We start from the raw sequence: 7,543 nt of genomic DNA, 5'->3' as shown, positions 1-7,543 counted from the left end.
CAAACCCCGGGCGTGGGAGACACGCTGGCTACAGGTCCTCGAGGATCAGCAGCTCCACGCCAGCCTCGCGCAGTTCCTCGTATGTCTCCTCCAGCTGGTCTTTGTCCACAGCTGCCGTCAGATCCGTGATAACCCGCACCCGGTAGTCATTCTCCGCAGCATCAAGTGCCGTGGCGCGCACGCAGTGATCGGTGGCGATTCCCACAATGGTGACAGCGTCAATGTCCTGGCTACGCAGCCAGCTGTCCAGATCCGGCGCAGTGGAGGAAACGACGTCGCCCGGCTCCACTCTGATGCCCTTCTCGCCCTCCAAGATGCCCACCCGCTCGGGCTCCCCGAGGCGTCCTTCGAAACCTGAGTAGCCGTCGTCGTAGAGGCCCTTGAGGAAGCGCGCCTCGATGTGGTCAGTATCCAGATCCGGGTGCAGCTCAGCTCCGGGGGTGCCAGCCACGCAGTGAACCGGCCAGCTGGTCTGGAAGTCCGGGGACTCTGCAAAGTGCTTACCCGGGTCAATATGCCAGTCCTGGGTGGCCACGATCGCGTCGTATTCGGCGTGGTTGTCCTCTAGGAACTCGCTGATCTCAGCCGCGACCTGAGCACCGCCGGTGACGGCCAGAGTCCCGCCTTCGCAGAAATCGTTCTGAACATCAACAATAATGAGCGCCTCAGCCATAAGAGCAGTCTATGGACTCAAGCACTCAGAGGAAAACAGTGGGGATCACCGGCTCGCCCGCAGAAAGCCGATGCGCATCGGCGGGCAGCTCCGCCACCGATTCTTGATGCCGCTGCTGGGCACGCTGCACACCCTCCGCGCCGGTGAAGCCGGGCTGAACCACCCCATCGATCACCAACGGCACCTGCAGGGCGCGGCCCATATAGCCGGCTTCCTCGGGAGAACCGACCGAGGCAATGACCTCAGCTTCAGCTCGTCCATGGTCATCAATGCTGCGCAGCACCTGCTTGGCACCTCCATGGCTGGTCTTGCCGGTGCTCGCCTTGGCCACCGCTACCGGGTTGCCGGCGTCGTCGTCGCGCTCCACCAGCTTGTAGACCATCGAAGCGGTGGGCGCACCCGAGCCGGTCACCAGGCGGGTCCCCACCCCGTAGGAGTCCACCGGGGCTGCAGCAAGCCGGGCGATGGCGTGCTCATCCAGATCAGAGGACACGATGATGCGGGTCTCCCGATTGCCCAGGGAATCCAACAGTGCACGCACACTGTGAGCCTGCTCGACCAGATCGCCGGAATCCAGCCGCACGGCTCCTAGCTTCGGCCCGGCAATCTTCACCGCCGAACGCACCGCTGTCTCCACATCATAGGTGTCCACCAGCAGAGTTGTCCCCGGTCCGAAGGCCTCCACCTGGGCGGCGAAGGCCTCTTCCTCGGAATCATGCAGCAGCGTGAAGGCATGAGCGGCGGTACCCAGGGTGGGGATGCCGAACCGGCGTCCGGCCTCGAGGTTCGAGGTCGCACTGAAACCGGCCACTGCCGCGGCCCTGGCTGCGGCCACAGCGGAGCCTTCATTGGTGCGGCGTGATCCCATCTCCACGCACGGGCGGCCATCAGCGGCCATCACCATGCGGGAGGCAGCAGAGGCAATGGCCGAATCATGATTGAGCACTGAGAGCACAAAAGTCTCCAGGACACAGGCCTGCGCGAAACTGGCCTCCACGCGCAGGATGGGGGAGTGCGGCAGATAAACCTCGCCCTCGACATAACCGTGCATGGTCCCGGTGAAGCGGTAGTCCGCCAGGTAGTCCAGCGTCTGCTCATCCAGAACTCCGCGCTCACGCAGGAAGCCCAGCTCGGCATCGCCGAAGCGGAACTTCTCCAGACCCTCCAGCACCCGCCCGGTACCAGCCACCACGCCGTATCGCCGGCCCTCCGGAAGGCGCCGAGTAAATACCTCAAAGACACACCGCCGGTGCGCTGCACCCGAGCGCAGGGCCGCCTGCACCATAGTCAGTTCATACTGATCGGTCAGCAGTGAGGTGGAAAGCAGCGGGGCCGATGAGTGGCTGGCAGTATCAGGGTCGTGCCGGACGGTACTAGCAGAGCGCTGGGCAGAGTCTGAGGTGTTCATCGTCACCCATCCTAGGTCCGCAGCAGGCTGCTCACCACGAATACCGGGGCTCGGGGCTGTTGGCGGGTGCGGCCCAGGACGCTGCGACCCAGCGTGGTGGCCCAGTGCAGCGCACAGGGCGGCGCGCTGGAGACCTCCACCGCCGTAGAATGGCAGCTATGAGTTCAGCCCATGGATCCACGCTCACTCGCGAGGATACTGACCTCGACACCCAGCTTCGCGGCATGCTCGCTGCCCAGCGTCCCTACAACGTGGTGGTGTGGAACGACCCGGTGAACCTGATGTCCTATGTGGCATGGGTCTTCCGCAGCTACTTCGGCCACTCCAAGGAACGCGCCCATAAGCTCATGCTCGAAGTCCACCATGATGGCCGTGCGGTGGTGGCCACAGGCCCCAAGGAAAAGGCGGAGCGTGACGTGACCGCCATGCATAACTACGGGCTGCAGGCCACCCTGGAAGAGGCCTGACCTAAGTGGCACGTGCATTCCGGGCGACCACCCGTGGCTATAAGGCAGACCTCGAGGCCCATGAACGGCGGCTGATCTCGCAGCTCTGCGCCGATGTCATCTCCCTGCTGGAACGTCGCGGCGAGCAGATTACCGACGGCGCGGCCGAAAGCGCAGCAGACCAGGGTTCGGCTGCCGGTGATGACGTCTTCGCCCACTTTCGCCGAGAGCTTGCCGGGCTCGGGGTCGGTCTTGACGATTCAGCGGCCGCCCAGGAGGCTGAGCCTGCCGGTCTATCAGCACCGGAGGATCCGGTCTTGGCGCGGCTGTTGCCCGAAGCCGCTGAAGACCCCCAGGAAGCGGCGCAGCTGCGCAGGCTCACCGAAGCGTCTTTAAGGGAGTCCAAGCTCGCTGACCTGCGGACTGCACGCATGCTGCTGGAATCAGATCCCGTCACGTTGACCGAAGAGCAGGCCCCGATCTTCGGCCGCGCCCTCAACGATGTCCGGCTGACCCTGGCCACACGCTTAGGTATCGAAGATGAGGCCGACGCTGAACAGATCCACCAGATGGCCGGCACTTCGCAGGCAGCAACTACCGAACAGTTCATGGCCGAGGTATATGCCTTCACCACCTGGCTGCAGGAGACACTGTTCTCAGCGATGCTTGAGCTGCTGCCCGACGATGGTGACGAGATCGGCAGTGCTGAGGAAGGTGCCGAGTGAAGCAGGTCAGTGCACCGATCGGGATCTTTGACTCCGGCGTCGGTGGGCTCACCGTAGCCCGCGCCGTCCTGGACCAGCTACCGGATGAGTCCATCATCTATATCGGAGACACCGCACACGGTCCTTATGGGCCGCTGCCTATCGCCCGGGTTCGTGCCCACGCGCTGGGGATCATGGACGAACTGGTGGAAAACGGTGTCAAAGCACTGGTCATCGCCTGCAACTCCGCCTCCGCCGCAGTGCTGCGCGATGCTCGAGAGCGCTATACCCAGCGCTATGGGATTCCCGTTGTCGAGGTGATTCAGCCGGCAGTGCGCCGGGCAGTGGCTGCCACCCGCAACGGTCGGATCGGGGTCATCGGCACCCAGGCCACCATCGGTTCTCGTGCCTATGAGGACACCTTCGCGGCAGCTCCTCAGCTGCAGATTTCCTCAGCGGCCTGCCCGCGGTTTGTAGATTTCGTAGAGCGCGGCATCACCTCCGGTCCCCAGCTTCTGTCAGCGGCCGAGGAGTACGTGGCCCCGTTGAAAGCCGCCGGAGTGGACACCCTAGTGCTGGGCTGCACCCACTATCCGCTGCTGACCGGGGTGCTCTCCTATGTGATGGGGGAGGACATCACCTTGGTCTCCTCCGCTGAGGAGACCGCGAAAGACCTCTACCGTGCGCTCACCAGAGAGGACCTGCTCCGGCAGAGCACGGGCGAGGACCTCAAGGCCGCTGCCACCCGGACCTTCCTCTCCACCGGGGACGCCGATCAGTTCCAGCGCCTGGCTCAGCGCTTCCTGGGTCCCGAGGTCGACAGCGTCGAGCAAGTCGCTCATGTGACAGAGACTTACCCCACTGGTGTGATCCAGCGAATCACCCCCGCTATGCTTGCCGGAGCGAACCGAGGCTCGCCGCAGAGCGTAAGGCTGGATCATCTATGAGGTTGACGATCATCGGATGCAGCGGATCCTTCCCAGGACCGCAGTCTCCGGCGTCGTGTTATCTGCTCACGGCGGAGTATCAGGGTCGTACCTGGAGGATCATCCTGGATCTGGGCAGCGGCGCTCTCGGCGCCCTGCAGCAGCACATCGCCTTGGAGACTCTCGACGCCGTCTGTCTGTCCCACCTGCACCCGGATCACTATATGGATCTCTGCGGTCTGCATGTGGCCGTGCGCTGGCGGCCCGGCGGCTGGCCTGCGGAGCGGATTCCGGTATACGGTCCCAGCGGAACTGATGAGCGTATCGCCGCAGCCTATGACATGGATCCGGATCCGGGCATGCACCCTGACTTCCACTTCAATACCTGGCAGCCTCGTGTGCCGGTGGAGATCGGCCCCTTCCGGATCACTCCGGTTCCGGTCCGCCATCCTGTGGCCGAGCCCTACGCACTGCGCGTGGAGTGCACCGAGGACGACGGGCGTGTCACCACGGTGGCCTACTCTGGGGATACCGACGCCTGTGAGGGACTGGTGGAGGCGGCCAGGGACTCCGACTTGTTTCTGTGCGAGGCGGCTTTCGAAGATGGCCGCGACGACCACCTCGAAGGGGTGCATCTGAATGGTTCACGTGCCGGTGCCGCCGGTACACAGGCAGGGGCCAAGCGGCTGCTGCTGACCCATATCCCCGTCTGGACAGACCATCAGGTGCTGATGGCCTATGCGGCACGGGAGTACGACGGCGACCTGGCAGTGGCCGTCTCAGGGGTCACGTACGACATTTGAGGGTTAGGCCGGGGCTAGACCATCACACCCGGCCGAAGTGCGAAGGAGTATTTGTGTCCGAGAACTACATCCGTGCCGACGGCCGTGCCGTGGATCAGCTGCGAGAGGTGTCCATCACCAGGGGCTGGTCCTCGCATGCCGAGGGCTCCGCGCTGATCGAATTCGGCAACACCCGTGTGCTGTGCACCGCGAGCTTTGAATCCGATGTGCCGCGCTGGATGCGCGGACAGGGCACCGGGTGGGTCACCGCCGAGTACGCGATGCTCCCGCGTGCTACCAACACCCGCAATTCCCGGGAGTCGGTCAAGGGTAAAATCGGTGGACGCACTCACGAGATCTCCCGGCTGATCGGCCGTTCACTTCGTGCCGTGGTGGATATGAAAGCCCTCGGGGAGAACATGATCACCCTGGACTGTGATGTGCTTCAGGCCGACGGCGGCACACGTACTGCCGCTATCACCGGTGCTTTTGTGGCCCTGGCCGACGCGGTGGAATGGGCGCGCGGTGAGCGCCATATCGCCAAGCGCGCTGAGGTACTGACTGACTCTGTGGCGGCAGTCTCCGTGGGAGTGCTGCCCGATGGCACCGCGGTACTGGACCTGCCCTATACCGAGGACTCCACTGCCGGCACTGATATGAACGTGGTGGTCACCGGGTCCGGCGACTTCGTGGAAGTCCAGGGCACCGCTGAGGGCACCCCCTTCTCACGCGATCAGCTCAATGAGCTGCTCGATCTTGCCCTGACCGGCACTGACCAGCTGGCTCAGATTCAGCGCGGGGCGCTTTCCTCATGAACCACCGCATAGTGCTGGCCACTCATAATCAGGGCAAAGTCCGGGAGTTTCGCGCGCTGCTGGCAGCCCAGCCGCAGCTGCAGGGACTCAGCGGCTTCGACCCGGCGGCAGCAGTTGTTGATGCTGCCACTGCAGGATGCTCCGATGTCCCAGAGACCGGTGTGACCTTCCGTGAGAACTCCCTGCTGAAGGCCCGCGCCGTCGCCGCGCAGACCGGACTGGCGGCGGTGGCCGATGATTCCGGCCTGGCGGTTGAGGTTCTCGGCGGAGCTCCGGGGATCTTCTCGGCCCGTTGGGCCGGGCAGCAGGCCAGTGATGAGAACAACCGACGGCTGCTGTTGCAGCAGCTGGCCGATATCGGCCCGGAACACCGCTCTGCTGTGTTCATCTGCGTGGCCTCCCTGGTCACCGCGGATGGTCAGGAGTTCACCGCGGAAGGACGCTTGGAAGGCACCCTGCTCACTGCTGAAGCTGGTGAGGGTGGCTTCGGCTACGACCCCATACTGCAGCCAGTGGGAGAGACCCGATCCTGCGCGCAGCTGAGCATGGCAGAGAAGAATGCCATCTCCCACCGAGGTAAAGCCTTCACCGCGCTGGTACCTCATATTGTGGAGGCGCTGGCCGCGTGACTCAGGCCGGCAGTACCCCACAGGACCTTGAGGCTCACCAGGGTCCCAGCTTCACCGCAGTCGATTTTGAAACCGCCAACGGCTTCCGCGGCTCGCCCTGTGCAGTGGGCCTGGTGAAGGTCCGCAACGGTCAAGAAGTGGACTCCTTCTACACCACAATGCGCCCGCCAGAGGGTTTCGACCGTTTCGATCCTCGGAACGTGTCCATCCACGGAATCACCGAAGCCCAGGCGCGCAGCGCCGGGCGATTCGCCGATCATTTCGCAGCGATGATGGAGTTCATCGGCGAGGACACCCTGGTGGCGCATAACGCGAGCTTCGACATCGAAGTCTTCGAAGCCGCCCTGGAAGTATCCGGAATGGACTCCCCGGGGCTGCGCTGCCTGTGCTCGGTGCGGCTCTCCCGGGCCAACTACAATCTGGCCTCGCACGCACTGCCGCACGCTGCAGCAGAAGCCGGATTTGATCTGCAACACCATCACTGGGCGCTCGAGGATGCTCGGGCGGCAGCCGCCGTCGTCGTTGATATTTCCCGACGGCGCGGGATCAGCAATCTCCACGAGCTCTTCAGCTCCAACCAGATCGAGGCCGAAGAACTTGAACCCTGGACCGGCCAGCGCCGCTATGAATCCCGAGCGACCCGCCAGGTGCGCGCCTATGCGCATCTCTTCGACTCCCGGGTTCCCGGAATCGATCCCAGCAGCCTGCCGGATCTGATGCGCTGGCAGGATGAAGGGCGGAACCCGCTGCCGCGGGCAGATGCTGATCCCCAGCACCCGCTGTTCGGCCAGCAGATCGTCTTTACCGGCAATCTGGCGATTCCCCGCCCGGATGCCAAGCAACTGGCCGCCGACCACGGGGCATTGACGTCCTCGCGGGTGACCGCGGGGACCACGCTGTTAGTGATCGGCGACGGCTATGAACATGCTGACCTAGAGATGGCGGAACCATCCCCGCCGCTGACTGCGCGCAAAGCACGCGAAGCGCTGCGCCGCAGGGCCGCAGGACAGAACATTCAGATCTTCAGCGAAGCTGACTTCCGCCAGACGCTGGGGTCTGCATGGCCGCAGCACCTGGTGCCCGCGGCCCTCAGCGCGGCGCGGTGACGGTCTCCCTGCGGTCGGCCAGATCCTCCACCACCACGCTCAGCAGGTCCGACA

At 64.3% G+C, this 7,543-nt stretch carries 9 protein-coding genes; 7 read left to right on the top strand and 2 right to left on the bottom strand.

The features are described from left to right. Positions 1–28: 28 nt before the first annotated feature. Positions 29–673, bottom strand: a complete 645-nt coding sequence (locus tag TX78_RS01105) for a nicotinamidase (protein ID WP_044492887.1) — start codon at positions 671–673, stop codon at positions 29–31. Between the two features lie 25 nt (positions 674–698). Continuing rightward, on the bottom strand, positions 699–1,958 hold the full coding sequence (locus tag TX78_RS01100) for a nicotinate phosphoribosyltransferase (RefSeq protein WP_233722138.1): 1,260 nt from the start codon (positions 1,956–1,958) through the stop codon (positions 699–701). A gap of 281 nt (positions 1,959–2,239) precedes the next feature. Between TX78_RS01100 and clpS the strand changes: the two genes are divergently transcribed. Genes clpS through TX78_RS01065 form a run of 7 tightly spaced genes read left to right on the top strand, consistent with a single transcriptional unit; the run spans position 2,240 to position 7,489 of the window. After that, positions 2,240–2,548: an ATP-dependent Clp protease adapter ClpS gene (gene clpS, locus TX78_RS01095; RefSeq protein WP_044492885.1), complete on the top strand. Its 309-nt coding sequence runs from the start codon at positions 2,240–2,242 to the stop codon at positions 2,546–2,548. Positions 2,549–2,553: 5 nt separating this feature from the next. Next, positions 2,554–3,252, top strand: a complete 699-nt coding sequence (locus TX78_RS01090) for a DUF2017 family protein (RefSeq protein ID WP_044492883.1) — start codon at positions 2,554–2,556, stop codon at positions 3,250–3,252. Then, a complete protein-coding gene (gene murI / locus TX78_RS01085; RefSeq protein WP_044492881.1) occupies positions 3,249–4,178 on the top strand; it encodes a glutamate racemase in 930 nt (309 codons plus the stop codon). The genes TX78_RS01090 and murI overlap by 4 nt, the downstream gene beginning before the upstream one ends. Then, positions 4,175–4,960 carry an MBL fold metallo-hydrolase gene (locus tag TX78_RS01080; protein WP_044492880.1) on the top strand — a complete coding sequence of 262 codons (786 nt, stop codon included), beginning with the start codon at positions 4,175–4,177 and terminating at the stop codon, positions 4,958–4,960. The genes murI and TX78_RS01080 overlap by 4 nt, the downstream gene beginning before the upstream one ends. Before the next feature lie 53 nt (positions 4,961–5,013). Continuing rightward, positions 5,014–5,754: a ribonuclease PH gene (gene rph / locus TX78_RS01075; RefSeq protein ID WP_044492878.1), complete on the top strand. Its 741-nt coding sequence runs from the start codon at positions 5,014–5,016 to the stop codon at positions 5,752–5,754. Continuing rightward, positions 5,751–6,383 carry an RdgB/HAM1 family non-canonical purine NTP pyrophosphatase gene (gene rdgB / locus TX78_RS01070; RefSeq protein WP_044492876.1) on the top strand — a complete coding sequence of 211 codons (633 nt, stop codon included), beginning with the start codon at positions 5,751–5,753 and terminating at the stop codon, positions 6,381–6,383. Before rph ends, rdgB begins: the two co-directional genes overlap by 4 nt. Then, on the top strand, positions 6,380–7,489 hold the full coding sequence (locus TX78_RS01065) for an exonuclease domain-containing protein (RefSeq protein WP_044492875.1): 1,110 nt from the start codon (positions 6,380–6,382) through the stop codon (positions 7,487–7,489). The genes rdgB and TX78_RS01065 overlap by 4 nt, the downstream gene beginning before the upstream one ends. Positions 7,490–7,543: the final 54 nt, after the last annotated feature.

Source organism: Nesterenkonia massiliensis (assembly GCF_000455245.1).
In the GTDB taxonomy this organism is placed as follows: domain Bacteria; phylum Actinomycetota; class Actinomycetes; order Actinomycetales; family Micrococcaceae; genus Nesterenkonia; species Nesterenkonia rhizosphaerae.
This window is presented reverse-complemented; position numbering and strand designations above follow the sequence as displayed.

Bases quoted from the DNA above. Each gene is read 5' to 3' on its own strand.
- rdgB (WP_044492876.1), top strand. From the start codon at position 5,751: ATGAACCACCGCATAGTGCTGGCCACTCATAATCAGGGCAAAGTCCGG.
- TX78_RS01080 (WP_044492880.1), top strand. From the start codon at position 4,175: ATGAGGTTGACGATCATCGGATGCAGCGGATCCTTCCCAGGACCGCAG.
- TX78_RS01105 (WP_044492887.1), bottom strand. From the start codon at position 673: ATGGCTGAGGCGCTCATTATTGTTGATGTTCAGAACGATTTCTGCGAA.
- clpS (WP_044492885.1), top strand. From the start codon at position 2,240: ATGAGTTCAGCCCATGGATCCACGCTCACTCGCGAGGATACTGACCTC.
- TX78_RS01100 (WP_233722138.1), bottom strand. From the start codon at position 1,958: ATGGTGCAGGCGGCCCTGCGCTCGGGTGCAGCGCACCGGCGGTGTGTC.